The organism is Burkholderia sp. Ax-1724 (assembly GCF_011752995.1).
Lineage (GTDB): Bacteria > Pseudomonadota > Gammaproteobacteria > Burkholderiales > Burkholderiaceae > Paraburkholderia.
Genome location: NZ_VWWL01000010.1, coordinates 152667 through 178255 on the forward strand (window position 1 = coordinate 152667; position 25589 = coordinate 178255).

A 25589-nucleotide genomic window follows, 5' to 3' on the forward strand; every position below is an offset into this window, starting at 1 on the left:
ACCGGCGTGATCGTCCACGGGACTGAGCGACACGAGTTGGGGAAGCGGGGCACAGGGCGATTACGTTGTTTTGACCGAAAATGGAGACATACATGAACATCACAATTCAAAAGTTGTTGCCGATCAGCGCTGCGGCGATGCTGTTCGCGACGTTGGCAACATCGGCCGCGGCCGACACGGTCGTCAAGATCGGTCACGTTGCGCCGTTGACTGGCGGTATCGCTCACCTGGGTAAGGACAACGAAAACGGCGCGCGTCTCGCCGTCGAGGAAATCAACGCGAAGGGCCTCACGATCGGCGGCCAGAAGATCACGCTGCAACTCGATGCCCAGGACGACGCGGCCGACCCCCGCACCGCCACGCAGGTCGCCCAGAAGCTCGTCGACGACAAGGTCGTCGCCGTGGTCGGCCACCTGAACTCGGGCACCTCGATCCCTGCTTCGAAAATCTACAGCGATGCGGGCATCGTGCAGATTTCGCCGTCGGCAACGAACCCGGCCTACACGCAACAGGGCTTCAAGACGACGTACCGCGTCGTGGCGACTGATGCGCAGCAGGGTCCGGCACTCGCCAACTACGCCGCGAAGGACATGAAGATCAAGTCCGTCGCGATCGTCGACGACTCGACCGCGTACGGCCAGGGTCTCGCGAACGAATTCGAAAAGACCGCCAAGGCGCTCGGCCTGAACGTGGTGTCGCATGACGCGACCAACGACAAGGCCGTCGACTTCCGCGCGATTCTGACGAAGATCAAGGGCGAAAACCCGGACGCGATCATGTACGGCGGCATGGATGCCACCGGCGGCCCGTTCGCGAAGCAGGCCAAGCAGCTCGGCCTGCGCGCGAAGGTGCTGGCAGGCGACGGCGTGTGTACCGACAAGCTGTCCGACCTGGCCGGCGACGCAACCGACAACATCGTCTGCTCGGAAGCCGGCATGGCGCTCGAGAAGATGGCGGGCGGCAAGGCGTTCGAAACGAAGTACGAGAAGCGCTTCGGCCAGCCGATCCAGATCTACGCGCCGTTCACGTATGACGCGGTGTACATCATCGTCGACGCGATGAAGCGCGCGAACTCGACCGATCCGGCGAAGATCCTGGCCGCGATGCCGACGACCGACTACAAGGGCGTGATCGGCGAAACGACCTTCGATTCGAAGGGCGACCTGCAGCACGGCGTGATCTCGCTGTACAACTACAAGCAGGGCAAGAAGACGCTGCTCGACGTCGTGAAGATGTAAATTCCATGTGAGCGGGGACGGCATTGCGCCGTCTTCGGTTCGCTGTTAAAAAGGCACGCGCGCTGTGAGGCTCGCGTGCCTTTTCTTTTATGCTCGCTTTCCGTATTTCCACGCGATGGCTTCTTTCGCGCATCGCCATGCTACGGACACCGAACCGGCTTGCGCACGCTGCTGGACTTGCAAGCCGGCATGCGTTCGCCGCGGTTCGAGTGCCTGTCGACCGCGGGAGCGCAGGGTGTTCATCGAACCTTCATCAAGCGTACGCAGATAAAAAAATGGCGAGCCGGTTGCCCGGCTCGCCACCCTCCCTGCGGCGCTTCTGGTTATCGCGCCTTTATCTGCTGTCGTTGTTCTTGGTTATCACTTCTTCGCCGCGAGGTTGCCGAGGCCGCCGAGCAGGCCGCCACCCGAGCTGCCGCCCGCGGCACCCGTGACGCCGCCTACCGTGGTCGTCAGCGTACCGGTGACCGTCGTCAGCAGGCCGGTGACCGGCGCGAGCAGATTGCCGCTGCCGCTACCCGATGACGTGCCGCCCGTCGTCGCGCCGCTGAGCGTGCCCGTCAGCGACGACACCAGCGTCGTCACCGGCGCGAGCGGGTTGCTGCCGCCGCTCGACGTCGCGCCGCCCAGAACGCCGGTGACCGTGCCCGTTACCGAACTCACGACATTGGTCAGCGGCGCAAGCGGGCTACCCGAGCCGCCGGTGCCGCCAAGGCCGCCGAGACCACCCGTCAGCGTCGAGACGACGCTGGTCAGCGGTGCGAGCGGGCTGTTGCCGCCGCTGCCGCCGCTCAGGCCGCCCGTCAGCGTGCCGGTGACCGTCGTCAGCAGACCGGTGACTGGTGCGAGCGGATTGCCCGAGGTCCCGCTGCTGCCGCCGAGACTCAGCAGGCCTGTGAGACCGCCGAGCGGATTGCCCGAAGTCCCGCTGCTGCCGCCGAGACTCAGCAGGCCCGTGAGACCGCCGAGCGGGTTGCCCGAGGTACCGCTGCTGCCACCCAGACCGAGCAGACCCGTGAGGCCGCCAAGCGGATTGCCGCTGCTCGCGCTGCCCGCGGTGAGCAGGCCGCCCGCCGAGGTGACCGTGTCGCCGAGCTTCGTCACGACGTTGCCGAGGTTCTGGCCGATGGGGTTGCCGGTTGCACTGCCGATCTTGCTGCCGGCGCTATCGAGTCCGTGGCCGAGCGTCGACAGCAGGCCGTTCAGCGGCGCGCCGAGGCCGGTCGTGTCGCCGACGGTTTGGGTCGTCTGCGCGAGCGTCGAGGTGATCGGCGTGATCGCGGTGCTGAGCGTCTGCGTGACCTGCTGGATCGGGCCGTTCGATAGCGTCGTGCCGAGCTGCGTGCCGACGCTGCTGACCGTATTGCCGACCGTCGATACGACCGTGCCGAGCGGCGTCGTCAGCGGGCTCAGCGCCGTGGTCGGGCCGCTGCCGAGGCTCGTGACGAGCTGGCCGGCGCTGTTGACGGCCTGGCCCGCGTTGTAGACGAGGTTGCCGCTGCTGGCGAGCGTGGTGCCGAGCGGATCGGTCGAATTGCCGAGCTGGCCGAGGCCGTTCGCGACGCCGGTGCCGAGCGCGGTCACGCCGCTGCCGAGATTCGACACGACGTTGCCGAGCGCGGTGGTGGTCGCTGCATTGGTGCCGGGAAGCGACGTCGAGCCGATCTGGCTGCCGACCGCGGAGACGGTTTGGCCGGCTGCGGTGACGACGTTGCCGGTGTTCTGCACGACGACGCCAACGGGGTTGGCGCTGGCTGTGCCGCTGCTCGAACCGCTGCTCGAACCGCTGGACGAGCCACTGCTCGAACCGCTACTGGAGCCGCTGGACGAGCCACTGCTGGAGCCGCTGGATGAGCCACTGCTCGAGCCGCTACTGGAACCACTGGACGAACCGCTGCTCGAACCGCTGGACGAGCCACTGCTCGAGCCACTGCTGGAGCCGCTGGATGAGCCACTGCTCGAACCGCTACTGGAACCACTGGACGAACCGCTGCTCGAACCACCCGCGCCTCCGCCGCCGAGGCTACCTGTGCCGGTTGTCAGCGTGCTACCGCATCCGGTGAGGACGATCATTGACGTCACGCATAGCGCGACGGCCGTTAGTTTGAGTTTGCATTGCATGTTCCGCTCCCCTCGTAATATGGAAATTGCTGAGGGAGCTAACTGCAAAGACTATGCCATTTTTTTAAGCGACCTGGTGAGAGATGAAAATATATATAAATCAACAGGTTGATGGTTTTTGCGCGGGCGGGCGAGACAGTTCCGGGCAGCGATGTGTCGGGGAACACAGCGGCGCGCGGGGCCGCGCGTAACGTAACGTAAGCCGGCGGGTTTCATATGACATGAAGAACGTCGACACACGGCAGGCGTGCCCTGGGCTCAGATCTTCAAACGCCGCAGCACCTTCGGGCCGACGAGCGCGATCGACGCGGCGCACACGGCGACGACCGACAGACCGATCGTCAGATTGGTCATCTGCGTGACCGCGCCGATGATGACCGGCCCGAGCAGCAAGCCGAAATACGCGAGCCCCGCGACGTGCGCGAGCCCTTCGGCCGCGTGGATGCCCTTCACGCTCGCGGCCGCCGCGAACAGCACCGGCATCATGTTCGCGAGGCCAAGGCCGAGCAGCGCGAAGCCGACCAGCGCGGCAACCGGATTCGGCAGCAGCAGCGCGTCGACCATGCCCGCGCAGGCGAGCGCGGCGCTCATCATCACGAGCTGCGGCGCGCCGAAGCGGGCGCGCACCGCATCGCCGGCAAAACGCGCCGCCGCCATGCCGCCCGAAAACGCTGCGTAGGCGGCGCTCGCGAGTGCGGGTGTCGCGAGCACGACGTCGCGCATATAGACCGTGGCCCAGTCGTACATCGCACCTTCGGCGATCAGCGCGACGAGCGCCATCGCGCCGAGTGCCCACAGCGCTGGCGAGCGCCAGCGGCTCGTGCGCGGCGTCGCCGAGTCGGGATGCTCGGCGTGCGGCACGTGCGGCAGGACCGACGGACACGCCAGCAGAAGCACGAGCGCGCTCACCGCCGCCGCGAGCAGCAGGTGCAGGGCGGGCGCCATGCCGCGCGCGAGCAGCGCCCCGCCGACGGCCGCGCCGAACATCCCGCCGAGACTGAACATGCCGTGCAGCGACGACATGATCGGCTTGCCGAGCGCTTTTTCGACGGCGCTCGCCTCGGCGTTCATCGCGACGTCGAGCGTGGCCATGCCGGCGCCGAAGATCGCCAGCACGGCCAGCAGGAGCCCGTACGACGGCACGACCAGAATCAGCGCCGCGCAGGCGGCCATCGCGAGGCCGCCCGCAAGGCAGGCGCGGCGCGTGCCGACGCGCGCGATCCACGATCCGTTGGTCACCATCGCGCCGATCGAGCCGCCTGCGACGGCCAGCAGCGCGAACGACAGCATGGCCGCATTCAGATGGAAGCGGTCGCGCACGGTCGGCACGTGCACGCCCCACGACGCGTACATCATGCCGGCGATAAAAAACAGCGCCATCGTGGCGACGCGGGCCCGTTGCCGCGCGGTGACGGGCAGGTCGCGATGGGCAACGGGCAGGACGGCGAATTCGGAGGCGGGTTGGTCGGGCACGAAGGTCTCGAAACGGGGGGCGCGTATGAAGGCGCATTGAAAGCGGACTTGAGATTTTATCGAAGCATGCTGTCCTATGCTTGGAAGGCCGGAGCCGGGCACGTACGATGGCGCGAGCTCCGTGTGGCAGGGCGGCGGAGTGCGTCGCCAGGTTTTTTATGGGCGATGTGCCGGCCGTTTGCCCGTGTCATGCCGTTTGCCGCAATGTCGTGGCAGGCGTGCCGTCCATGCGGGTTGCCACGGCGTTCCGCGAGCTTGCTGCCGTCTTCGTGCGCCGCTCCGCCTGTCGCCCATTCATCGAGGTACGTCGACTTGAACATTCCCGCTCATGCTCCGCTGCACCTGTTGCACACGGCCGCCGTCGGCACGCTCGCCACGCATGCGCGCGGGCCCGGGGGCTTTCCGTATCCGTCGGTGTTGCCGTTCGCGCCGGACGCGCGGCATCGTCCGACTATTCTCATTAGCCGGCTCGCCGAGCACACGCATAACCTGCTCGCGGACCCGCGCGCCGGCTTTCTGGCGGTGGACGCACCCGACGGCGACGTCCTCGGCGGCCAGCGCGCCACGCTGCTCGGCACCTTCGAGCCGGCCCCGGAGTTCGTGCGGCGCTACCTGCGATATCACCCGGAAGCGGAGCGCTATCTGATGCTCGGCGATTTCTCGTTCTGGACGATGCAGATCGAACGCCTGCGGTATATCGGCGGATTTGGCGCGATGGGCTGGCTCGACGGGGCGGAACTCGATGCGCTGCCGCCGCTCGGCGCCGATGAGGAGAACGCGCTGCTCGACGAATTCGGCCGCCGGTTGAGCGGCACGGAAGGCGTGGAATTTCTAGGCATCGACCGCTATGGCGTCGATCTGAAACAGGCGGGTATGCGTCGCCGCTGCACATTCGACGGCGCGCGATTGGACGCTGAAACATTGCATGCGGCGCTCGAAGTTTGCATCGAGCGATATGCGCATTAAGCATTATTGTTTTTGGGAAAACCCCGGACATCGGCCACTGCTTTTGTCTTCGGCTCTATCTCAATAGAAGCGCTTATTGCGATGAAAGTTCTCATAGCGTGAAATGTTGATGCGAATTCGCGATCTCAAAATAGCATTTGCTGCTAGTTAATCGCATAAATATGCGCTTCGCCGAGAGTTTTTCAGCAACATGCGAAATCAGCTAATTGAAAGCTAATCGTGTGGATACCGCTACGGTGCCGAAACTTTTTGAAACGAATTTAAAATATTTGCGGCGAGTGCTTTTGCAGTTTTTCTATTTTGTGTTAATCTCGCCAAAATTCCGAGGTCTGAAACCTCAAAGAACGAGCCGACATAAGATCGGCGGTCATTTATCCATACGACAAGGGAACCTATGTCTTCCTACAAGGAACTCCTCGCACAGCGCGAGAAGCTCGAAAAGCAGATCGAAGAAGCGAAGTCACGCGAATACGCTGAAGTCTTGAATGAGATCAAGCAGAAAATGGTCGATTACGGTATTTCGCTGAGCGAACTCGGCGGTGGCCGTGCGGCGAAAAGCGTCAAGGCCGCCCGTCCCCGCGCGGGCGTTGCGCCGAAATACCGCGACCCGGAAAGCGGCAACACGTGGTCGGGCCGCGGCAAGCCGCCGCGTTGGATCGCAGGTCTCGATCGAGAAAAATTCCTCATCGAGAAATAATGCGATAGGCCGGAAAGTAAATCCTTCCGGTCCATAAGTAATAGGAATATCGGTAATGAGCAGCGCTTATTGCGCGTTGCCATAATCTCGGAAAGCCGCGCACCAATTCAGGGCGCGGCTTTCTGCTATTCAGACCTGCTGCTTTTTGTCGCAGGTGTCGCAGATAACTGGAACACGAATGCTTTTCGTTTAGATAAGCGGCTGATTCAAAAGGACTTTTTTCGCTATTCCCGACGTGCTTCGATGGTTGGCGGGTACAATAAAGAGATTGAACCTCTCCTTTTTCAAGATGCCGTCCGCTGACATCGCCCAATCGACTGAGAAACAGCGCGTTGCGCGTAAAAGTACTTTTGCGAGTATTGCCGTCAATACGGTATTGATGGCGCTGCAAGTCGCGATCGGAACGCTGGCGCACTCGCAGGCGCTCGTTGCCGACGGCGTCCATTCCCTTGCTGATCTGATTTCCGATTTTGTCGTGCTGATTGCCAATCGGCATAGCGGCGCAAAGCCCGATGCGGATCACAATTACGGACATAGCCGTTATGAAACGGTGGCTTCATTATTTTTAGGCGCGCTGCTTATCTCGGTCGGCGTCGGCATGTTATGGCGTGCCGGTACGCGCCTGGCCAATCTTGAAAACATTCCCGCCGTGCAGGTGAGCGCACTCGCGGTCGCGGTGCTCGTGCTCGTTTCGAAAGAGGCGCTGTTTCGCTACATGCTGCGCGAGGCGAATCGCGTGCGCTCGGCGATGCTGATCGCGAACGCGTGGCATGCGCGCTCGGATGCGGCGTCGTCGCTGGTGGTGGGGATCGGCGTGGTCGGCAGTCTCGCCGGCGTGCGGCTGCTCGATCCGATCGCGGCGGCGATCGTCGGCTTCATGGTGGCGCGCATGGGCTGGACCTTCGGTTGGGACGCGCTGCAAGACCTGTCCGATCGCGCGCTCGACGAAACCGCCACCGCCGACATGCGCGCGTTGCTGCTCTCGACGCCCGGCGTGCGCGACGTCCACGAAATGCGCACGCGCAAGATGGGCGACTTTGCGCTCGTCGACGCGCACATTCTGGTCGATCCGCTGATTTCGGTATCGGAAGGGCATTACATCGCGGAGTCGGCGCGCTTGCGCGTGCTCAGCGACAACCGCGTGCTCGACGCGCTGATCCACGTCGATCCGGAAAACGATGCCGTTGCGCATCCGCCTGTCGGTTTGCCGCCGCGCGAGCGCGTGGCCGCCGAGGTCAACGCGGCGCTCGCGGCCGGCGGCTTACAGGCCGCGACGATCAACCTTCACTACCTGAGCACGGGGCTCGATGTCGAGATGATCTTGCCGGCGGCGTCCGGCAGTGTGGGTGGTGCTAGTGCGGCGGTTGCGTCCGGTGCGCTGGATCGCGATGCGCACGCGCTCGATCGGGTCGATCTCGACGCGCTCAAGCGCCGTCTGGGCGCGCGCAAGCTGGATGTGCTGCTGCAGCGGGATGTGGCGGCGGCGCCGGATGATGTGCGGGCGCAGAAGCCGGTCAGTGCAGCAGTCGATCAGGCCAAAGCCTCGGAACCTCACCACGCCGACTGATTTCGGTTCCTGCCGAGCCCCGAGCCCCGAGCCCTTCGCGGCGTTTCCGCCGCATTAGCCTCTCACAACGGCAACTGCGTATCGAATTTGATCTCGCGCAGCACAACGCTCGTGCGCACCTGCGCGACGGCGGGAATCTTGAAAATGCGCTCGTGCAGAAAGCTGTCGTACGCCTTGATGTCGGGCGCGACGATCTTGAGGATGTAGTCGGATTCGCCGGTCGTGCTGTAGCACTCGGTCACTTCGGGGCAAGTCGCGATTTCGCGCTCGAACTGCTCGACGCCGCCCTCGGTGTGACGGGTCAGATGAATATGCGCGAGCGCGCAGACGTGCAGGCCGAGCTTCTCGCGATCGAGCAGCGCCGTATAGCGCTGGATCACGCCCGACTGCTCCATGTCCTTGATCCGCCGCCAGCAGGGCGTGCTCGACAGGCCGACCTGGTCGGAGATTTCCTGCACGGAACGGCGTGCGTCGAGCTGGAGCAGGCGCAGGATCTTTTGTGAGAACGTATCGAGTGTCAACTGCGCCTCCGTTAGCGTCGCCGTATCAACGCATGGTAGAGGGCGCGAAAACGAAACGCAATGTAAAACGGTTCCCGCGAGGCAGATTACCTAATTTGCCGGTTGCACGGCGGCATTTTGCCCTGAGTCGTCCCCGTCATTCCTCATGCCCGCCGCCAGTGCCAGCTGGCTCGCGCGCAATTCCCTGAGCATATTGCAGAACAGCGCGCCCTGTTCGATCGCGTCGTCGAGCGCGACGTGCGTATGCGGATGATCGTCGAACCAGTGTTTCGGAAAGCGCGGTTTGATGTTCTTGCGGTACGGCAGGCCGGTCATCGCGAACGCGAGCGTCTTGATGTCGAGCGCGGACCACGAAAACGGGCAGCGGCCGACGAAGCGCATCATGTACCAGAACATGTAGGTGAAGTCGAAGCCGGCCGGCATCGCGACGAACACCGGCTTGCCCGGCAGCGCCTCGACCCAGTCGACGTAGGCGGCGAGCGCTGCGGCGGGCGTTTGCAGGTCCCGGCGACAGGCGGCCCACGCGTCCGGCTGCGTTTTCCACCATGCTTCCTGCACCGGATGCGGCGCCGCGCCTTCCAGCAATTCGAGATTCGCCGAGAAGGTGCCGATCAGTTGCTTGTCTTCGGTGTACGCGGCGGACGCGAAGCTCAGCATCGAATGCGGACCGGGGATCGGGCCGTCCGCCTCGACATCGGTGCTGACGTAGATTTCCCGGCTCATGGGTTCACCTCGGCGCTGACCCCATCGGCAACATAGGGATTGGTGCGGCGTTCGGCGCCGAACGTCGAGGTCGGACCGTGGCCCGGCACGAACGTGACGTCGTCGCCGAGCGGCCAGAGCCGTTCGCGGATCGAGCGGATCAGGTCCGCATGGTTGCCGCGCGGAAAATCCGTCCGGCCGATCGAGCCGGCGAACAGCACGTCGCCGACGAGCGCGAGCCGGTGCGCCCGGCTGAAGAACACCACATGACCCGGCGTGTGCCCCGGGCAGTGGTAGACCTCGAGGGTTTCGTCGCCGAACGCCACGGTCTCGCCGTTGTGCAGCCAGCGGTCGGGCTCGAACGCGCCGGCGGCCGGAAAACCGAAACGCGTGCTCTGGGCGGGCAACTGGTCGAGCCAGAAGCGCTCGTCGGGATGCGGGCCCTCGATCGGCACGCGGTAATGCGTGGCGAGCGTCTTCGCGCCCGCGCAGTGATCGATGTGTCCGTGCGTCAGGAAAACTTTTTCGACCGTCGCGTTCTGACGCGCGATCTCCCCCCGGATGATTTCCAGATCGCCGCCCGGATCGACGACGGCCGCCCTCCCGGTGGCTTCGCAAACGAGCAGCGAGCAGTTCTGCTGGAACGGCGTGACGGGGATCAGGGTGACTTTCATGGCTGGACGGGCTCGGCGGCGCGCGGGAAAACGTTGATTGTACCGGTCTCCCGGCTCTCGCCGGTGCCGCCGGAAAGCGCCGCCAGCAAGGGCTCGGGGCGTGCTTTCGTCTACCCATTCCTGCATTAAATGTGACGATTAATCAATGATTTGCGTGACTTTTGGCCCGCTCGCCGGGTTTTCGGTATAATGCCGCCCATGCACAGAAGTTTGTGCTGCCACAAGGCGATGCGTTCCTGGCGAAAAAGGGTACGCCGCTCGCCGTTCAAGTAAGGGCTGTCGGTTTGTCGACGGCCATCCAGTATCGATGCGTTCGATGCACACGTCTTGCCCAGCCAGGCGCCGCGCGCCTGCTACGGACCTAACTTCCGTGACGCTGGGTGGGGCCTACGCCGCCGTTCCTGCGCGCTGAGTTGCGCGCGCAAGAACGTGTTTGCCACGTTCAGTTGGCGGCATGTGGGGTCTGGTCAGGCTGCCGGGGACAGGTTGCGCCAGACGTGAAAATTAACCGTGCGGTAGCGGCTCAGTGAGCCGCATCCGGGCTTTGACGTACTGCGCCGATTCGCGCGGCGCGTCGTCGTCCCTACCGCCGGAGTCGCAGGCAACACACGCCTCGCTTATCGCGTGATGCGACTCGACATTGTGTTTGCACGTCTTATGAAAACTCGGTTATCCCGTGGTCTGGGGACTCTTTTTGCCTTTTTTGTACTGGCCGGCTGTGCCACGCCTCCGGGCGCGGGCGACACGTCCGCAAGCGACACGCCGATCAGTACCCAAACCGCACGCTTGACCACGCTCGGACCACAATCGTTCGGCAGCGCGCCGGCTTCGAGCCCAAGCGCGGCCAGCACGCCGCTCGCCGACGCCAAGCCGCTGGGCGACGATGGCGTCGACGCTTCCAGCTTTCGTCAGACCGGACGCGCGTCGTGGTATGGCCGCTTCTTCCACGGCCGCCGCACCGCCAACGGCGAACGTTACGACATGCATGCGCTGACGGCCGCGCATCGCACGCTGCCGCTCGGCTCCTACGTGCGCGTGACCAATCCGGCCAATTCGCGCTCCGTCGTCGTGCGGATCAACGACCGCGGTCCGTATGCGCGTGGTCGGGTGATCGATCTGTCGATGGCGGCCGCTTCCGCGCTCGACATGCGCCACAGCGGTACGGCCCGTGTGCAGATCGTCGGGCTCACGCAGCAGGAAGCGCGCGCCGAGATGAACGAGACGCTGGCGTCGGACTCGGATTCGGACGCGAGCAAGTAATACGCGGGTGAATGCAGGTGAGCGCGGCGCGTGCCGCCGCGCGATGGGGCGGTTGTCGAGGTTGCTCGAGGTTGCTCGAGGTTGCTTTAAGGAGCCGGCACACCCGCCTCAAGAAGGGCTGTAGAAAAACGCAGGGCCGCACCATGAACCGCGCTCTCGCAAACGCTTGGATCGACGATGTCCAACTTTGCGGGGTATAGCTCAGGGTGCGGCCTTGTTCTTTTATCAGGCCCCTCGAACTTCTCTGGGCATCAGGCCTCGGGTTTCTCTTCCTTCAGCGCCAGCGCCCGCGTGTACAGCGCGTTGCGCGACGCGCCCGTGAGCGCGGCCGCGACCTTGGCCGCGCTGCTCACCGTCAACTCTTCCAGCAGGATGCCGAGCAGGGCGTCGTGATCGTGCTCGCCCGCCGCTTCCGGCGCCGCGCCTTCGACCACCAGCACGAATTCGCCGCGCTGCCGGTTCGGATCGGCGGCGAGCCACGTTGGCCCTTCGGCCAGGGTGCCACGGTGCAGCGCTTCATGTAACTTCGTCAATTCGCGTGCGATCAGCAGCCCGCGCGCGCCGCCGAACGCATCGGCGAGTGCCTGCACGGTTTCGACGATCCGGTGCGGCGCTTCGTAGAACACCATCGCATGAGAATGCTTCGCGAGGGATTGCAGCGCTGCGGCGCGCGCTTTCGGCTTCGGCGGCAGGAAGCCGAGGAACGAGAACGTCGCGACCCAGTCGCCGGCCGCGCTTAGCGCAGTCGCGAGCGCGCTGGCGCCGGGCAGCGGGACGACCGCGAAGCCGGCTTCGCGCACGGCGTCGACGAGTTTCGCGCCCGGGTCCGAGATGCCGGGCGTGCCTGCGTCGGACACGTAGGCCACACGCTCGCCCGCTTGCAGATGCTCGATCACGCGCTGCGCCGCCGCGCGCTCGTTGTGCTGATGCACGGCGACGAGCGGCTTCGAGATGCCGTAGCGCGCGAGCAGTTGACCGGTGTTGCGCGTGTCCTCGGCGGCGATGCGGTCCGCGAGTCCGAGCACGTGCAGCGCGCGCAGCGTGATGTCGGCGACGTTGCCGATCGGCGTGGCCACCACATACAGCGCGGCGGCAGGGTATTGCTGCCCTTGCGCAAGTTCGGAGAGAGGAGTCATGAGACAGAAGACGCAAACAGACGGAACGAGGCCGCCATTGTGCCATGTGGGGGCGCGTGGGCCCGGTGGAGCGGGGCGGGTGTGCGCGGCGGCGAAGACGCAGGATGCGGTGCACGGCGAGGCGCGAGACCGGCTGTGGACAGTTGCGCCGCGAATCGCTGCGACCACTGCGACCACTGCGACCACGGCGACCACGGCGACCACGGCGACCACGGCGACCACGGCGACCACGGCGACCACGGCGACCACGGCGACCACGGCGACCACGGCGACCACGGCAACCACGGCAACCACGGCAACCACGGCAACCGCCGCAATCAGCACGACCACAAACGCCCCACGAATCGCTGCGGAGCCCTCGGCGCCAAAAAGCGCGGCCGCCACCCCGCACAACTTTTCCGCACCTCGCGGGTCCAAAACGGTCGGCGCGGCTTTCGAAGCGCGTGCGCAAGAGTTTCTGCAGCGTCAGCGCCTGCGGTTCGTCGCGCGCAACGTCGCGTGCCGGGGCGGCGAGATCGATCTCGTGATGAGCGATCGCGACGGCACGCTCGTGTTCGTCGAAGTTCGCGCGAGAGCGCAGCGTCATTACGGCGGCGCGGCAGCCAGCATCGGCTGGCACAAGAGGCAGCGCATCGTGCGCGCGGCGCGGCATTATCTCGCGACGAGCGCCGCGAAGGCCGCGAGAAGCCACGGTTCGCGCGAGCAGCCCGCGTGCCGTTTCGATGTGATCGCGTTCGACGGCGGCCGGCTCGTCTGGTTGCGCGATGCGTTTCGCGCCGACGACGTCTGACGGCTCGCGCGGGCAACGCGCGTGAGTGCGATAAACTTGCGCTCGCGGTTGCGCGCACGAGGCGCCGTCCGCGAGACGGGCAGCCGGAGCAACCTAGGGTGCGATGTGGGAAGCAGCGTGTTTCATGATGTTTTCCGCGCCCGCGCGGTATGTCGCCGGACGCACACCCGTGGCGCACTGCCGGCATCGCGTCGGCACGCGAGCGGCGCGCAGCCCGGCAATACGACTTCACAACACGGCCGCATCGTGCGGTCCATTCGCGGTAGAAGATAGAGACTCGATGTCAGTCGAACGCATTCAACAACACTTCCGCGACAGCGCGGCAGTCAAACTCGAAGCCCTCGAAACCCTGTCGATGCCGATCGCCGCGGCGATCGACACGATGTTCGCCGCGCTGGCCAACGGCAATCGCATCCTCGCGTGCGGCAACGGCGGTTCGGCCGCCGACGCGCAGCATTTCGCGGCCGAGCTGATCGGCCGCTTCGAGCGCGAACGGCCGGGTCTGCCGGCTGTCGCGCTCAGCACCGATACCTCGGTGCTCACCGCCATCGCCAACGACTACTCGTTCGAGCAGATTTATTCGAAGCAGGTCCGGGCGCTCGGCCAGCCCGGCGACGTGCTGCTCGCGATCAGCACGTCCGGCAATTCGGCGAACGTGCTCGCCGCGATCGAAGCCGCGCATGAGCGCGAGATGATCGTCGTCACGCTGACCGGCAAGGGCGGCGGACGCGTGCAGGACGTGTTGAGCGACACCGACATCCACGTGTGCGTGCCGTCAGAGCGCACCGCGCGTATCCAGGAAGTACACCTGTTGACCATCCATTGCCTGTGCGACGGCATCGATGCCATGTTGCTCGGCGAAGACTGAGACCGATTCCGAAGGAGAGCTAGTTGATGAGCGCATTCCGCGTCAAGAAGACACTGGTGAGAACCGTGCTGGTGGTTGGGTTCGCGGCGGGTTTGTCCGCGACGCTGCAAGGCTGTTTTCTCGCCGTCGGGGCTGCCGCGGGCGGCGGCGCGCTGATGGCGACCGATCGCCGCACGCTCGGCGCGCAGACCGAGGATCGCGAGTTGCAGGTGAAGGCGCTGGCGCAGATCAGCCAGAATCTGCCGGACAGCGCGCATGTGAACGTCGCGGTGTTCAACCGCCGCGTGCTGCTGACCGGCGAGGTCGCGGGCGATGCGTCGAAGCAGCGCGCCGAGGACATCGTGCGTGGTCTGAACAACGTCAATACGATCGTCAACGAACTGGCGATCATGCCGGCGAGTTCGTTCTCGTCGCGCACCAACGACACCTACCTCGAGACGCGCGTGAAGACCGCGTTGATCGCCGAGAAGAACATTTCGGCGAACAATTTCAAGGTGGTGGCCGAGCGCGGCAACGTGTATCTGATGGGCCTCGTCACGATGGACGAGGGCAATCGCGGTGCGGACGTCGCGAGCCGCGTGCCGGGCGTCGTGCAGGTCGTGAAGGTGTTCCAGTACATCCAGCCGCAGGAAGCCGCGGCGGCGGCCACCGCCGCGGCGACGCCGGCGGTCGCGTCGCAGCCCGACGCGAGCGAACCGACGGTCGGCGCGATTCCCGATTCGTCGGTGAGCGCACGGCCGCTCGACCAGCAGGCGCCGGCGCCGGTGAGCAACTCGACGTCGGTGCATCCGGGTAATCCGAAGGCGACGCCGTGATGCGCGCGATGGCTCGCGCCCGCATCGCGCTGATGCTGGGCGCGGCGGCAACGCTGGCGAGCGTGTCGGCCCCGGCCGTGTATGCGGCTGACGCGCCGAGCGGCCAGCTGGTCGCCAATGCGAATGCGTGCATGGGTTGCCACGCGGTGGATCGCAAGCTCGTCGGCCCGTCGTTCCAGCAGATCGCCGCGAAATACAAGGGCGATGAGCAAGCGCCGGCCAAACTCGCGCGCAAGGTGAAGGACGGCGGTTCCGGCGTGTGGGGCATGATTCCGATGCCGGCGCATCAATCGATGAGCGATGCGGACATCCGCGCGGTGGTCGACTGGGTGCTGGCGGGCGCGCCGTCCAGATGAGGTTTTCCCGAGCGGTGAGGCTTGGCAAAAGGGAAAATGGCTGTGCTAGAATTGTTTGAATGTTGGGGGGGTAGCTCAGCTGGGAGAGCGTCGCGTTCGCAATGCGAAGGTCGGGAGTTCGATCCTCCTCCTCTCCACCACTCGATATTCCAGGCAGGTCCGTAGAAATCCCGAAACCCCGCGTAGCGTAAGGCTCGCGGGGTTTTTGTTTCCATTCCGGAATCATGAGTTCCGTCGACTGCCGGGGGCATTTTCTCCATCGCCTCCTTAAGTGCAAAAACCGGCCTCGCGCCGGTTTTTGCACTTCTACACACGGAAATCGGCAACCGCCTATCAACGCGTTGCCGCGGAGCCGCACCGATCCCTAACTCCTCAGGCAGACCGCGCGGCAAACCTCACTCAGAACCTATCCCACCCGTCATCAGCGCTCGCAACAGACACCGCCGACACCCCAACCGAACTCCCCACACCATTCGCCCCCACCAATGCCGCGACCGGCGCCACGCCCGTCGCTCGCGTGGCCCGTTGCGTTGTCGCCAACGCTTCCCGCCTCGGCATCGCGCTACGCTGAGCCAACGCCGGAGCATGAGCCGACACATGACCGGACGCATGCGCAGACCCATAAACCGGAGCCGCAGCACCCGCCCCCATCCCGCCGCTATTCACCACCTGAAAAAACGCCACCGCTTCGCTCAACTGCTGCCCCTGATCTTCCATCGAGCGCGATGCGGCCGCGGCTTCTTCCACGAGCGCGGCGTTCTGCTGCGTGACGTTGTCCATCTGCGTGATCGCGAGATTCACCTGCTCGATGCCGCGGCTCTGTTCGCTCGATGCTGCCGCGATCTCCGCCATGATGTCGGTTACGCGCGCGACGGCCTGCGTGACTTCGCTCATCGTCTTGCCCGCTTCGCTGGCGAGCGCCGAGCCGTCGCGGATGCGGTCCACCGAGTTCGCGATCAGATCCTTGATCTCCTTGGCCGCGCTCGACGAGCGTTGCGCGAGGCTGCGCACTTCGCTCGCGACCACCGCGAAGCCGCGTCCCTGTTCGCCCGCGCGAGCCGCTTCGACGGCCGCGTTCAGCGCGAGGATATTGGTCTGGAACGCGATGCCTTCGATCATGCCGGTGATGTCCGCAATCTTCGTCGAGCTATCGCTGATCTGCTGCATCGTGTCGACGACCTGGCCGACCACCACGCTGCCTTTCTGCGCGACCGACGACGCGTTCGCCGCCAGCGTGCTGCCCTGCTGCGCGTTATCGGCGTTCTGTCTGACCGTCGACGTCAGTTCCTCCATGCTCGACGCCGTTTCCTGCAGCGAGGCGGCCTGCTGTTCGGTGCGCTGGCTCAGGTCCATGTTGCCCGCCGCGATCTGGCGTGCCGCGCCGGCAATGCTCGTGCTGCTGTCGCGCACGCGCGTGACGATGATGGTGAGCCGCTCGTTCATCTCGCGTAGCGCGCCGAGCAGTTTGCTGGTTTCGTCGTGGCCGTCGGCGCTGATGCGCGTGCGCAGATCGCCTTGCGACACCGTGCGTGCGACGTCGATCGCAAAGCCGAGCGGTCCGGTCACCGCGCGCGAGATCAGCCAGCACGAAACGATCGCGAGCGCGATGGCGGCGAGGCAGATCGCGATCAGCAGATTGCGCTGATTCTGATAGTGCTCGGCGTAGTCGTTGATCAACTGCTCCTGGCGGGTCCGCGTGTAGTCGGCATAGGTATCGGTCGCACGGATCAACTGGGCGAGCAGCGGGCGGCAGTTGTCGTCGATGTCGGTGACCGCGTCGTCGCGCTTGCCGGCGAGCGCGAGATTGACGATGCGCGTGGCGACCGGACCATACGCCGCCTCGATGCGATTGATCTCGGCGACGAGACTGCGCGCCTTCTCCGACGTATCGGTCGCGTTCGCAATCATCTCGTTCAACTGTTTCAGGTGCGCCTGCACGTCTTCGTGCGCGCGCATCACGTCGGCCTTTTCTATTTCGACGTCCTGGGGTTTGGTCACGAGCACGAGATTGCGCGCGGCGATCGCGCGCCGGTCGATCGCCGTTCGCACCTGCACGACCATGTCCGCGCGCGCATTGATGCCGTGCACGTAGTTGGTGAAACCATCGGTCGAGTCGCTTAGCGCTTTCAGCGAAAGCCCGGAGACGGCGACGACGATCAAGGAAAGCATGCCGAAGCCGGCAATGAGCTTGCTTCTGATGGTGAGGCGATTGAGGATCACTTTTATTCTCTCCAATAACGAAACATCGAGCGATTCGTATGGACTCTCAGGTCCGGACATGGGAACGTTTCTACGAGGACGCCGTACTTCCCGACGGCTTGACGTCATACCCCGGCAGGCATTGCGCGTGAGCGCTGACCGGCGAGGGCATCCCATTTACCGGTTATCGGATCGGATGCCGCCGGACTTGATAGAGATCGGAATTTTTTGCACACGCTTGCCCGCGATGGCTGAAGGAGGTGGAAAATTGTGCGGCCTTGCTTCTATTTAGGCGCATGATGAAAACCCGACCTTTCGATCTGATTGCAGCGGGGCGGGCGTTGAAGTCGAGGAGCGCGGGGGCTTCGTCCGGTTCCATCGCCGTGCAGCGTTTGTTTGTGTTCTTTTGCCCAGGAACAATGTTTGTGTTCGTTTACGCCGATCGGCCGAGGTTGAGGTAGTCTTGCTGAAACCCTTCGTTCCCCGGTTTCGCGCGCTTGTGGTTGCCTCCCGACGAACGAACCCGTCGCTGCGCGAATGCCGGCTAGTTCGTTTCCACCCATGCGATCAATACCGGATTCCGTCAGTCGAGATATTCGCGCCGCGCTAAGCGACCTGGACGGCGCGCGCGAATGGATGGCTTCGATCTGCGGTCCGCACGGTCTGCAGGTCAGCCGGCCGGAGCGGCTGCGGTTTCACCAGTCGGGCACCGTGTTGCGGTCGATGGCGACGACGCTCGGCTTTGTCGAGTACGGCACCGACGTCACGGTCGCGGTGCGCGAGAACAGTCCGCTGAACTGCTATAGCGTGAGCCTGCCGATGGTCGGGCAGCAGGAACTGGCCGCGCACGGCAAGACATGGCTGTCGGATCAGGACTGCGGGTTGATCGTCAGTCCGCAGGAGTCGCAGGACCTGGCCATCACCGGCAATTGCCGCAAGCTGCATGTCGCGATTCCGCGCGCCGCGCTTCAGCAGGTGCTGCAGACGATGCTGCAACGTCCGCTCGACGCGCCGCTCGTGTTCCAGCCCGACATGGACGCGGCGGCCGGCGAGCAGGGCACGTGGTGGCGCATGGTCAAGTTTCTCGCCGGCGAGATGGAACGCGCGGGGGCGCTCGGGCAGCTCTATATGTCGAGCGAATTCGAACTGACGCTGCTCAAGGGGCTGCTGCTGTCGCAGCCGCACAACTACTCGGCGCAACTCGCCAATGCGTCGGCCGTGACGCCGCCGCATTACCTGATCAAGGCGCGCCAGTTCATTCACGACAACGCGCGCGAGCCGATCACGCTCGAAGAGATCGAGCGCGCCTCGGGGGTGTCGCGCTTCAAGCTGTTCGACGGATTCCGGCAGTATTTCGGCTGTGCGCCGATTGCCTATCTGAAGCGCTACCGGCTCGAATCGGTGCGGCGCGATATTCTCGAAGACCGTTCGGTGCGCAATATTTCATCGGTTGCGCTGAGTTGGGGGATGTCGCATCTCGGCCGCTTTTCGACCGAGTACAAGGTGATGTTCGGCGAGTCGCCGTCCGATACGCTCAAGCGCGCGGCGCGCGTGCCAGTGAAGCGGGGCTGATTCGCCGGCCGCGAGTTCGCCTGACACTCGCGCATTCGCCGTCAGCGTTTTGCCAAATGGAATCGTCCCGTCCGATCGCCTCACGACGACGGAACGGGACGCAAAAGAAACACACACTCAAACACAACTGCAAACAGAGCCGCAGCGGGAGCGCGACGGAAGAACCCGCGTCACATCACGCACTTTACCGCGCGTTGCTCTCGCCAAACTTCTCGTAGTACAGCCGGTAGTCCTGAATGCCTTGCTCGGCGAGCCAGGTCTTGATCGCTTCGACCATCGGCGGCGGGCCGCACACGTACATGTCGAAGCCATTTGCTTCGAGGAACGAACGGTCGAAATGTTCGGGGATCAGCCCCGTCTTGCCCGACCATTCCGGCACGGCATTCATCACGACCGTTTCGACCGCGAAGCCCTCGATGCTCGCCTTGTAGCCGTCGATGCGCCCGGTTTCGCACAGGTCGGCCGCATTGGTGACGCCGTAGTACAGATGCACCGGATGCACGCAATTGCGCTTCGCCGCAATCTCGTCGAGCATGCCGAGGAACGCGGAGAGTCCCGTGCCGCCCGCGACCATCACGAGCGGACGCTCGATCTGACGCAGATAGAACGCGCCGAGCGGTGCCTCGAATTCGACCGTGTCGCCGACCTTGCAGCGCTCGCGCAGGTAGTTGCTCATCACGCCGTCGGGCAGCAGGCGAATCAGGAACTGCAAATCGTTGCGCGTATTCGGATGATTCGCGAACGAGTACGAACGCCAGTCCTCGGTGCCGGGCACCTTCACGCGCGCGTATTGCCCCGGCAGAAAATCGAGCTGACGGGCATGCGCGCCCGCATCGAGACGCAGAACCGCGGTCGTCGCCGACACGAGTTCGACGCCGACTACGCGCGCCGACACGGTGCTCGTGCTCGCGCCTTTGCACAGCGTCGAATCGAAGTCGAAATAGAACGACGCGTCCGACTTTACGCGCGTCTGGCACGAGAGGATCTTGCGCTCGTCGAGGTCGGCCTCGCTGAGCGTTTCCTCGTCGACGTAATCGAGCGTGTAGTCGCCCGATTCGCAGCGGCCCTGGCAGGTGCCGCACACGCCTTCGCGGCAATCGAGCGGAATGTTCACGCCGTGGCGCAGTGCCGCATCGAGCAGCAGCTCGTTCGGGCTCACGTCGAAGAACGCGGTTTTGCCATCGGCAAAGCTCAATGCGACTTTATGTTTCATCGTCGTGCTCCCGCTTACAGATGGTAGAAGTCCAGCACCGCGTTGATGTGGTCGTTCAGCAGCAGCACGTGCTTGCGCGTGATCTTCCAGCTATCGCCCGACGGCCGCAGGTCGTACACCGCGCGGCCGTAGAAGTAGTCGGTCGAGCCGTGGCGCGTGTAGAGCGTCGACCAGTTCACGTTGGCCTCGACGCCCGCATCCGCGCGCTCGCTCAGACGCACGTTGCTGATCTGATGCATGGTGCGCGGCAGCGGCGTCGACGCGGCCGACTTGCCGGTGCGCAGACGGAACACGCGGTCTTCGAGACCGGAGCGGTCCGAGTAGTAAATCAGCGACATGCCCTGCTTCGGGTCGGTCGTGTAGACGTGTTCCGAATCCCACTGCGGTACGTGAAACACGCTCTGCGGATCGAATAGTTCGAGGTAGTCGTCCCATTGCTGCCGGTCGCACAGATCGGCTTTCAGATACAGAAACTGCTCGATGGCGTGCTGGAGCTGGCTCATGCCTGTTCTCCCTGCGATGCGATGGATTGGTCGAGGCCCTTGAGGATCGTGTCGCGCCATGTGCCGTGCTGGTTCACGTAGAGCCCTTCGTGGGTCAGTTCGGTGCCGGTCAGGTTCGGGGCGATGCCGAGCAGCGTCGTGTTCGCGGTCGCGCTGCTGGCCCACTTGTGATGGCCGCGCGAGATGTCGCTCCAGCGTTCGAGCCGTGCCTGGAAGCCGCGCTGCTGCTCGCGGAATTCGACGAGGTCGTCGGGCGTGCCCATGCCGGACACGTTGAAGAAGTCTTCGAACTGGCGGATGCGGTTCTCGCGATCCTTCGCCGACTCGCCCTTCACGCCGATGCACTGGCTGATGATCTCGGTCTTGTTCCAGGCGAGCGGCCGCACGATGCGCAGCTGCGAGCTGATCTGGTCCATGAAGAAGAGGCTCGGGTAGACGTTCAGGTTGCGCAGCCGGTGCATCATCCATTCGGCCTTGCCCTGGCCGTAGGCGTCGACGAGGCGCGGCATCACGCTCGCGTAGCCGGGGCGCACTTCGGGGTTCGGCATGTCGCTGAACAGCACGCTATGGCCGTTTTTGAACGCGAACCAGCCGTCGTCGGTTTCGTGGTCGCCGGCGCCGAGCTTGCTGTAGTCGAGCGTGCCGCTCGCGCTTTCGCCGCTGCCGCCGTTCTTCGCATTCGATTCGATGCGATGCTGCACGGTCGCCACGTAGTTGTAGTGCACGGTGCTCACGTGATAGCCGTCGAGACCGTTTTCGTTCTGCAGCTTCCAGTTGCCGTCGAACGTGTAGGTCGACTTGCCGGGCAGCACTTCGAGCTCGCCGGTCGGCGACTGCGCGACCATCATGTCGAAGAAGAGGCGCGCGTCGCCGAGATAGTCTTCGAGCGTGTCGGTGCCGTCGACGTCGAGGCTCACGAACACGAAGCCCTTGTAGCTCGCGATACGCGCTTTCTTGAGGCCGCGCGCCGACTTGTCGAAGTCGTCGCAGTACTCGCCGGGTGCCTTCACCTTCACGAGGCGGCCGTCGTTCTTGTAGCACCAGGCGTGGAAGGGGCACGTGAAGGTCGACTGGTTGCCCTTCGTCATGCGCGTGAGCGTGGCGCCGCGGTGCTGGCACGCGTTGATCATCGCGTTGAGGTTGCCGGCGCCGTCGCGCGAAATGATGAGCGGCTGGCGGCCCGCGCGCATCGTCAGGAAGTCGTTCCTGTTGGGAATTTCGCTTTCGTGGCACGCGTAGATCCAGGCCTTCTCGAAGATGTACTCCATCTCGAGCGAGAACAGCTCGGGCTCGGTGAACATTTCGCGGGCAATCCGGTAGACGCCTTCCGCCGGGCGGAAGTCCAGACAGCCGCTAACGAATTCGCGCCATTGGCTGGCGCTGCGCTTTTCGCTCATGAGGTCTCTCTCCTTGTGTCCAATCGTTTGAACGTGACAGGCTCGATTGAATACCCAAGTGGCGAGGCGAACTATCCGGCCAATTTGCATTCGCTATCCGGATAATTCGACGGCGGCCGGACAGGCGCGCGGGCGGCCCGGAAGGCGCTCAGTCAGGCGGCTGGAAGGTGGCGGGGCGAGCGCCGGAAAACGGCCCGAAAACGGCCCGACGGTCGCCCGAAGCCCCCGACGGCGGGCCGCCGCGGCCTTGCACGGCCTTTGCGTGGCTTGGCGCGCTTGCCGCCCACGGCCGGCCCCGGCGCCAGTTCGCAAAATCATGCGTCTTCGCGTCATGGCGGGCGCTCGCGTCTGCTACCCTACCGGTTCAGGGGACGCGTACTCCGGAGATTCGCGCGGGACGCGGCCAATACCGTTCACGCGCGTGGTCGAGCGCAGGTTTAAAACGAACAGCAAATGGTGACGCGCCGACCGAACGCCGTGATTGCGATCAGCATCGTGCTAGCGGGTGCGATTCTCGCGATCGCCGTCTGGTTGCTCGCGCAGATGCGCGACGACGCCTTGCGGCGCGCGCAGGATTCGGTCGACAACGTCTCGCTGCTGGTCGAGCGCGACGTGTCGCGCAATCTCGAGATCTACGACCTGTCGCTGCGCGCGGTGATCGACGGACTCGAACAGCCGGGCGTGCTCGAACTGCCGCCGACGATTCGCCAGATGGTGCTGTTCGACGGCTCGATCAGCGCGAAGGACATGGGCTCGGTGTTCGTGCTCGACGCCCGCGGCAACGTGCGCTTCGATTCGCGTACGACCGAGCCGCAGCCGGGCAATTTCGCCGACCGCGATTACTTCAAGGTGCATCGCGATAAGCCGGATGCCGGCCTCTTCATCAGCCATCCGTTCGGCCCCGAAGGTAGCGTCAGCGATAAAGACCTGCGCATCGCGCTGAGCCGGCGCATCACGCAGCCGGACGGCAGCTTCGGCGGTGTGGTGGTCGGCACCATGCGCCTCACGTATTTTCACCGCCTGTTCGATGGCATGAAGCTCGGGCCGAGCGGCTCGATGGCGCTGATGCTCAACGACGGCACGATGCTGATGCGCCGTCCTTACGATCTGAAAACGATCGGCATCAACCTGACCGGCACCGCGAACTATTCCCGTTTCGTCCAGCAGCCGAGCGGCGACTTCTTCGGCACGGCGGCGATCGACGGCGTCGAGCGCTGGTACGCGTTCCGCCATATCGACATCTATCCGCTGATTCTCGACGTTGCGCTGTCGACCAACGACATCTATGTCCAATGGCGGCGGCGCGCGTGGATCATCGGCACGCTGATCGCCGGGCTCGACGTAACGATCATCGCGCTCGCGATCCTGTTCGCGTACCAGTTGCGCCTGCGTCGCGCGGCCGAGGAAGAGCTGCGCGAACTCGCGCGCACCGACGGCTTGACCGGGCTGAACAACCGCCGCGCGTTCGAGGAACACGTGGGCGAGGAATGGCGCCGCGCGCAGCGCAACGGCTGGCCGCTCTCGCTACTGCTGATCGACGTCGACAACTTCAAGGACTTCAACGACCTGTACGGCCATTCGGCCGGCGACGAAGCGTTGATCGGCGTGGCGCGCTGCATCGCGCAAAACGTGCGGCGCCCCGGCGACACGGCCGCGCGCTACGGCGGCGAAGAGTTCGCCGTGCTGCTGCCGGACACCGACTCGGCCGGCGCGCGGTGCATCGGCGAGCAGATTCGCGCGGCGGTGCAGGCACTGCAATGCCGCCACGTGGCGAGCGTGCACCACGTCCTGACGGTGAGCGTCGGCGCGGCCACCGCGTACGGCACGGCGCTCGCGACGCGCCGCGCGCTCGTCGACGCCGCCGACGAGGCGCTCTACCGCGCGAAGGATGCGGGCCGCAACCGCGTGATGATGGACCGCGCGTCGGCCGACACGGCGGCGGCGAACGGCGCCGCAGCGACGCCGGCCACGGACGGGCGCGGCGTAAGCTGAGGCGCGCGCCGACGGCGCTTGCCAGTCCTGATTGCGCTCCGTAAACTCGCGCGTGACTTTGCTGGACCCCGCCCGCGCGCGCGAGATGCCGCCGTGCGGCGCACACCCCACCCACACCGAGCCGACCAAGAGGAGAACCCCCGCGATGGCCGAATCCTATTTCCCCCGCTGGCGCCGCCAGCCTGCCGCCGCCGAGGGCGGCATCGTCGGCATCGACGAACGGCTCGCATGGCCGCAGATGTTCGCGATGGGCATCCAGCACGTCGTCGCGATGTTCGGCTCGACCGTGCTCGCGCCGCTCCTGATGGGCTTCGATCCGAACCTGTGCATCTTCATGTCGGGGATCGGCACGCTGCTGTTCTTCGTGCTGGTCGGCGGCCGCGTGCCGAGCTATCTCGGTTCGAGCTTCGCGTTCATCGGCCTCGTGATCGCGGTGACCGGCTACGGCGGCCACGGCGCGAATCAGAACATCCCGGTGGCGCTGGGCGGCATCATCGCGTGCGGCGTCGCGTATGCGGTGGTCGGGCTGATCGTCTCGGCGGTCGGCACGCGCTGGATCGAAACGCTGATGCCGCCGGTCGTGACCGGCGCGATCGTCTGCGTGATCGGCCTGAACCTCGCGCCGATCGCCGTGCACGGCGTGAGCGGCAGCAACTTCGATTCGTGGATGGCGCTCGTGACCGTGCTGTGCGTCGGCGCGGTCGCGGTGTTCACGCGCGGCATGCTGCAGCGTCTCCTGATCCTGATCGGCCTGCTGCTCGCCTACGCGATCTACGCGATCGTCACCAACGGTCTCGGCATGGGCAAGCCGATCGACTTCGCGATCGTCGCGAACGCCGCGTGGTTCGGCATGCCGCACTTCATGTCGCCGGTGTTCGACCCGCACGCGATGACGCTGCTCACGCCGATCGCGGTGATCCTCGTCGCCGAAAATCTCGGCCACATCAAGGCGGTCAGCGCGATGACGGGGCAGAACCTCGACCGCTACGTCGGCCGCGCGTTTCTCGGCGACGGGCTCGCGACGATCGTGTCCGGTTTCGCGGGCGGCACCGGCATGACGACCTACGCCGAGAACATCGGCGTGATGGCGGTGACGAAAATCTACTCGACGCTGGTGTTCGTGATCGCCGCGCTGATCGCGCTCGTGCTCGGCTTCTCGCCGAAATTCGGCGCGGTGATCCAGACGATTCCGGGGCCGGTGCTGGGCGGCGTGTCGATCGTCGTGTTCGGGCTGATCGCGGTGACGGGCGCGCGCATCTGGGTCGTCAACAAGGTGGACTTCTCCGATAACCGCAACCTGATCGTCGCGGCCGTCACGCTCGTGCTCGGCGCCGGCGACTTCTCGCTGAAGCTCGGCGGCTTCGGGCTTGGCGGCATCGGCACCGCGACGTTCGGCGCGATCATCCTGTATGCGCTTCTGAGAAGGAAGCCGATGCAAGGGCCGGTGGCCTGAGCTTCTTCTGGGTGGTGCCGGCGGCGCTGGCTGCCGCTCGCCGTCGGTGACGGCCCGCGCCGCTCAGCGCGCACAG

The 25589-nt window shown here is 64.9% G+C and carries 22 protein-coding genes and 1 tRNA gene; 13 read left to right on the top strand and 10 right to left on the bottom strand.

Translation table 11 applies throughout. The features are described 5' to 3' along the window. Positions 1 to 92: 92 nt before the first annotated feature. Complete coding sequence (locus F3J19_RS13990; RefSeq protein WP_167042238.1) at positions 93 to 1238, top strand: branched-chain amino acid ABC transporter substrate-binding protein; 1146 nt, start codon at positions 93 to 95, stop codon at positions 1236 to 1238. 360 nt (positions 1239 to 1598) lie between these two features. Here F3J19_RS13990 and F3J19_RS13995 read toward each other — a convergent pair whose 3' ends face one another. Both F3J19_RS13995 and F3J19_RS14000 read right to left on the bottom strand, forming a co-directional pair. Beyond that, positions 1599 to 3359 (bottom strand): collagen-like triple helix repeat-containing protein, encoded by a 1761-nt coding sequence (locus tag F3J19_RS13995; RefSeq protein WP_167042240.1) that lies wholly within the window; start codon positions 3357 to 3359, stop codon positions 1599 to 1601. A 258-nt stretch (positions 3360 to 3617) separates the two neighbouring features. Continuing rightward, the gene (locus tag F3J19_RS14000) at positions 3618 to 4739 is read right to left on the bottom strand and encodes an MFS transporter (RefSeq protein ID WP_240158949.1); all 1122 of its coding nucleotides are present in this window, start codon (positions 4737 to 4739) and stop codon (positions 3618 to 3620) included. Between the two features lie 405 nt (positions 4740 to 5144). Here F3J19_RS14000 and F3J19_RS14005 point away from each other — a divergent pair, with 405 nt between their 5' ends. The 3 genes from F3J19_RS14005 (at position 5145) to F3J19_RS14015 (ending at position 8062) form a co-directional block, all read left to right on the top strand. After that, positions 5145 to 5798 carry a pyridoxamine 5'-phosphate oxidase family protein gene (locus F3J19_RS14005; RefSeq protein ID WP_167042244.1) on the top strand — a complete coding sequence of 218 codons (654 nt, stop codon included), beginning with the start codon at positions 5145 to 5147 and terminating at the stop codon, positions 5796 to 5798. Between the two features lie 394 nt (positions 5799 to 6192). Then, the gene (locus F3J19_RS14010) at positions 6193 to 6495 is read left to right on the top strand and encodes an H-NS histone family protein (RefSeq protein WP_167042246.1); all 303 of its coding nucleotides are present in this window, start codon (positions 6193 to 6195) and stop codon (positions 6493 to 6495) included. A 289-nt stretch (positions 6496 to 6784) separates the two neighbouring features. Continuing rightward, positions 6785 to 8062: a cation diffusion facilitator family transporter gene (locus tag F3J19_RS14015; protein WP_167042511.1), complete on the top strand. Its 1278-nt coding sequence runs from the start codon at positions 6785 to 6787 to the stop codon at positions 8060 to 8062. Between the two features lie 62 nt (positions 8063 to 8124). Here the strand turns inward: F3J19_RS14015 and F3J19_RS14020 are convergent, their stop codons facing one another. The 3 genes from F3J19_RS14020 to F3J19_RS14030 form a co-directional block, all read right to left on the bottom strand. After that, entirely contained in the window at positions 8125 to 8583 is a 459-nt protein-coding gene (locus F3J19_RS14020; RefSeq protein ID WP_012431468.1) for an Lrp/AsnC family transcriptional regulator, read from the bottom strand. A gap of 90 nt (positions 8584 to 8673) precedes the next feature. Next, the gene (locus F3J19_RS14025; RefSeq protein WP_167042249.1) at positions 8674 to 9306 is read right to left on the bottom strand and encodes an exonuclease; all 633 of its coding nucleotides are present in this window, start codon (positions 9304 to 9306) and stop codon (positions 8674 to 8676) included. After that, the gene (locus tag F3J19_RS14030; RefSeq protein ID WP_167042251.1) at positions 9303 to 9959 is read right to left on the bottom strand and encodes an MBL fold metallo-hydrolase; all 657 of its coding nucleotides are present in this window, start codon (positions 9957 to 9959) and stop codon (positions 9303 to 9305) included. Before F3J19_RS14030 ends, F3J19_RS14025 begins: the two co-directional genes overlap by 4 nt. 627 nt (positions 9960 to 10586) lie before the next feature. On the opposite strand from F3J19_RS14030, the gene F3J19_RS14035 reads away from it, so the two are divergent. Beyond that, complete coding sequence (locus F3J19_RS14035; RefSeq protein WP_167042253.1) at positions 10587 to 11219, top strand: septal ring lytic transglycosylase RlpA family protein; 633 nt, start codon at positions 10587 to 10589, stop codon at positions 11217 to 11219. A gap of 251 nt (positions 11220 to 11470) precedes the next feature. On the opposite strand, the gene rsmI is transcribed toward F3J19_RS14035, so the two are convergent. Continuing rightward, positions 11471 to 12355, bottom strand: coding sequence for a 16S rRNA (cytidine(1402)-2'-O)-methyltransferase (gene rsmI / locus F3J19_RS14040; RefSeq protein WP_167042255.1), 885 nt, complete (start codon positions 12353 to 12355; stop codon positions 11471 to 11473). 343 nt (positions 12356 to 12698) lie between these two features. Between rsmI and F3J19_RS14050 the strand changes: the two genes are divergently transcribed. From F3J19_RS14050 to F3J19_RS14070, 5 genes are all read left to right on the top strand, one after another. Then, a complete protein-coding gene (locus tag F3J19_RS14050; protein ID WP_345891033.1) occupies positions 12699 to 13145 on the top strand; it encodes a YraN family protein in 447 nt (148 codons plus the stop codon). A 280-nt stretch (positions 13146 to 13425) separates the two neighbouring features. Beyond that, on the top strand, positions 13426 to 14013 hold the full coding sequence (locus tag F3J19_RS14055; RefSeq protein WP_167042257.1) for a phosphoheptose isomerase: 588 nt from the start codon (positions 13426 to 13428) through the stop codon (positions 14011 to 14013). Between the two features lie 26 nt (positions 14014 to 14039). After that, positions 14040 to 14828, top strand: a complete 789-nt coding sequence (locus F3J19_RS14060; protein ID WP_167042259.1) for a BON domain-containing protein — start codon at positions 14040 to 14042, stop codon at positions 14826 to 14828. Further along, positions 14828 to 15184: a c-type cytochrome gene (locus F3J19_RS14065; protein WP_167042262.1), complete on the top strand. Its 357-nt coding sequence runs from the start codon at positions 14828 to 14830 to the stop codon at positions 15182 to 15184. The genes F3J19_RS14060 and F3J19_RS14065 overlap by 1 nt, the downstream gene beginning before the upstream one ends. 64 nt (positions 15185 to 15248) lie before the next feature. Beyond that, positions 15249 to 15324, top strand: a tRNA-Ala gene (locus tag F3J19_RS14070). Positions 15325 to 15583: 259 nt separating this feature from the next. Here the strand turns inward: F3J19_RS14070 and F3J19_RS14075 are convergent. Beyond that, positions 15584 to 17404, bottom strand: a complete 1821-nt coding sequence (locus tag F3J19_RS14075; protein WP_167042264.1) for a methyl-accepting chemotaxis protein — start codon at positions 17402 to 17404, stop codon at positions 15584 to 15586. Positions 17405 to 18019: 615 nt separating this feature from the next. Here F3J19_RS14075 and F3J19_RS14080 point away from each other — a divergent pair. Next, complete coding sequence (locus tag F3J19_RS14080; RefSeq protein ID WP_240158937.1) at positions 18020 to 18955, top strand: AraC family transcriptional regulator; 936 nt, start codon at positions 18020 to 18022, stop codon at positions 18953 to 18955. 184 nt (positions 18956 to 19139) lie between these two features. Here the strand turns inward: F3J19_RS14080 and antC are convergent, their stop codons facing one another. From antC to antA, 3 genes are read right to left on the bottom strand one after another with little or no spacing between them, the layout of a single operon-like run. Then, complete coding sequence (gene antC, locus F3J19_RS14085; protein ID WP_167042268.1) at positions 19140 to 20168, bottom strand: anthranilate 1,2-dioxygenase electron transfer component AntC; 1029 nt, start codon at positions 20166 to 20168, stop codon at positions 19140 to 19142. A 14-nt stretch (positions 20169 to 20182) separates the two neighbouring features. Then, positions 20183 to 20671, bottom strand: a complete 489-nt coding sequence (gene antB / locus F3J19_RS14090; protein WP_167042270.1) for an anthranilate 1,2-dioxygenase small subunit — start codon at positions 20669 to 20671, stop codon at positions 20183 to 20185. Beyond that, positions 20668 to 22068 carry an anthranilate 1,2-dioxygenase large subunit gene (gene antA / locus F3J19_RS14095; protein WP_167042272.1) on the bottom strand — a complete coding sequence of 467 codons (1401 nt, stop codon included), beginning with the start codon at positions 22066 to 22068 and terminating at the stop codon, positions 20668 to 20670. The genes antB and antA overlap by 4 nt, the downstream gene beginning before the upstream one ends. 453 nt (positions 22069 to 22521) lie before the next feature. Between antA and F3J19_RS14100 the strand changes: the two genes are divergently transcribed. Together F3J19_RS14100 and F3J19_RS14105 are read left to right on the top strand one after the other, a co-directional pair. Then, positions 22522 to 24060 (top strand): sensor domain-containing diguanylate cyclase, encoded by a 1539-nt coding sequence (locus tag F3J19_RS14100; RefSeq protein WP_167042273.1) that lies wholly within the window; start codon positions 22522 to 22524, stop codon positions 24058 to 24060. 145 nt (positions 24061 to 24205) lie between these two features. After that, positions 24206 to 25513, top strand: coding sequence for a solute carrier family 23 protein (locus F3J19_RS14105; RefSeq protein WP_167042275.1), 1308 nt, complete (start codon positions 24206 to 24208; stop codon positions 25511 to 25513). Positions 25514 to 25589 lie beyond the last annotated feature (76 nt).

What these genes read in the sequence shown, in the direction of transcription:
- F3J19_RS13990 (WP_167042238.1), top strand. Translation starts at nt 93, where the DNA reads ATGAACATCACAATTCAAAAGTTGTTGCCGATCAGCGCTGCGGCGATG.
- F3J19_RS13995 (WP_167042240.1), bottom strand. Translation starts at nt 3,359, where the DNA reads ATGCAATGCAAACTCAAACTAACGGCCGTCGCGCTATGCGTGACGTCA.
- F3J19_RS14000 (WP_240158949.1), bottom strand. Translation starts at nt 4,739, where the DNA reads ATGGCGCTGTTTTTTATCGCCGGCATGATGTACGCGTCGTGGGGCGTG.
- F3J19_RS14010 (WP_167042246.1), top strand. Translation starts at nt 6,193, where the DNA reads ATGTCTTCCTACAAGGAACTCCTCGCACAGCGCGAGAAGCTCGAAAAG.
- F3J19_RS14015 (WP_167042511.1), top strand. Translation starts at nt 6,785, where the DNA reads ATGCCGTCCGCTGACATCGCCCAATCGACTGAGAAACAGCGCGTTGCG.
- F3J19_RS14025 (WP_167042249.1), bottom strand. Translation starts at nt 9,306, where the DNA reads ATGAGCCGGGAAATCTACGTCAGCACCGATGTCGAGGCGGACGGCCCG.
- F3J19_RS14030 (WP_167042251.1), bottom strand. Translation starts at nt 9,959, where the DNA reads ATGAAAGTCACCCTGATCCCCGTCACGCCGTTCCAGCAGAACTGCTCG.
- F3J19_RS14035 (WP_167042253.1), top strand. Translation starts at nt 10,587, where the DNA reads ATGCGACTCGACATTGTGTTTGCACGTCTTATGAAAACTCGGTTATCC.
- rsmI (WP_167042255.1), bottom strand. Translation starts at nt 12,355, where the DNA reads ATGACTCCTCTCTCCGAACTTGCGCAAGGGCAGCAATACCCTGCCGCC.
- F3J19_RS14055 (WP_167042257.1), top strand. Translation starts at nt 13,426, where the DNA reads ATGTCAGTCGAACGCATTCAACAACACTTCCGCGACAGCGCGGCAGTC.
- F3J19_RS14060 (WP_167042259.1), top strand. Translation starts at nt 14,040, where the DNA reads ATGAGCGCATTCCGCGTCAAGAAGACACTGGTGAGAACCGTGCTGGTG.
- F3J19_RS14065 (WP_167042262.1), top strand. Translation starts at nt 14,828, where the DNA reads ATGCGCGCGATGGCTCGCGCCCGCATCGCGCTGATGCTGGGCGCGGCG.
- F3J19_RS14080 (WP_240158937.1), top strand. Translation starts at nt 18,020, where the DNA reads ATGGCTTCGATCTGCGGTCCGCACGGTCTGCAGGTCAGCCGGCCGGAG.
- antC (WP_167042268.1), bottom strand. Translation starts at nt 20,168, where the DNA reads ATGAAACATAAAGTCGCATTGAGCTTTGCCGATGGCAAAACCGCGTTC.
- antB (WP_167042270.1), bottom strand. Translation starts at nt 20,671, where the DNA reads ATGAGCCAGCTCCAGCACGCCATCGAGCAGTTTCTGTATCTGAAAGCC.
- antA (WP_167042272.1), bottom strand. Translation starts at nt 22,068, where the DNA reads ATGAGCGAAAAGCGCAGCGCCAGCCAATGGCGCGAATTCGTTAGCGGC.
- F3J19_RS14100 (WP_167042273.1), top strand. Translation starts at nt 22,522, where the DNA reads ATGGTGACGCGCCGACCGAACGCCGTGATTGCGATCAGCATCGTGCTA.
- F3J19_RS14105 (WP_167042275.1), top strand. Translation starts at nt 24,206, where the DNA reads ATGGCCGAATCCTATTTCCCCCGCTGGCGCCGCCAGCCTGCCGCCGCC.